Source organism: Parashewanella sp. 2304DJ23-3 (assembly GCF_056591695.1).
On record NZ_JBWQOH010000026.1, the window covers coordinates 1 to 1,016 of the forward strand.

Annotated in this window: 2 protein-coding genes; both read right to left on the bottom strand. The window is 34.8% G+C overall.

Features of this window, described 5'->3' with window-relative positions; all coding sequences use genetic code 11:
* Positions 1 to 47 precede the first annotated feature (47 nt).
* A complete protein-coding gene (locus AC1EU2_RS18720; protein WP_480299793.1) occupies positions 48 to 395 on the bottom strand; it encodes a hypothetical protein in 348 nt (115 codons plus the stop codon).
* A gap of 107 nt (positions 396 to 502) precedes the next feature.
* Positions 503 to 1,016 (bottom strand): DMP19 family protein (locus tag AC1EU2_RS18725; protein ID WP_480299794.1); only part of this gene is annotated, 514 nt, incomplete at its 5' end.

Sequence of the window (1,016 nt, forward strand, 5' to 3'; positions counted from 1 at the left end):
ACATTTGTCCTGTTGAAGCGCTTGTTATGTGCTGATTTTTAACAGCTTTATATTTGTACTTCTTTAGCTTTGAAAATTTTTAGCTGACACTTAAAATTTGGGCAAACATATTTTGCAATAAAAATTGTTGCAGGTTCACGACTTTTTATTGCTACTGTAACTTTATAAGAGCCGTTTACATTTGTAATAGAAATAAGCTTACTATCTAGTTCCTTAGGGAAAGTTTTCCATAAAAAGCTGCCTGTATATACATTTGCACCTGATTTGAATGCAGATTTAATATCTAAGATGACCTTTTTGGTAACATCACCTTTGATAATTACCTTACTCTCAGTTAATCCTGAAAATAGTATCGTAACTAACAGCAATAAAATCTTGAAGTTATCCATAGGCACATAACGCTGCTATTAAGCGGCAAATAAATTGTTGGCTAAAATTAGCGAGGAACGAGCAAAAAGCCAACTGTTTTTTGTCCGACTTAAATGCCCTTGTTATATTGCGACTACGTATTAACCTTTAATATGTACTGCTCAAGCAAGGCATACAAGTCATGTGGATATTCGTAAAACTCATCATCTAGTTTTCCCAAATAGTCATCATACTTTTCACCAAAACTTAGAAGTACTTTAGTGCGAATAGTTGAATCACGGCTTGGACCTTCTTGACCGAATATTGAATTTGCTTTTTCAGCAATTTTTGCTGTTTTATGCGCCCCTATTATTCGCAAAGCTTCAGGGACAAAAAAAGCTAAATCTCCGGCTGGATTATAAAAAAACTGATCAAAGCCACCATTATTAACTTCAGCTTCTAAAGCAAAAACAGAAGCGACTACTTTATCGCATTCGCTTAAAGCATCCATTCCATTCAAACCTAAATTTTTCAATGCCTTATCGAAGGCTGATTCGACTAGTTCATTCATAGCAATATAACGCCCACAATAACAGGCAAATAGTGCTTGGCTATAATTTTGGAACGAAGTGACAAAAGCCAAGCAGTATTTGTCCTTGTTGATTTGC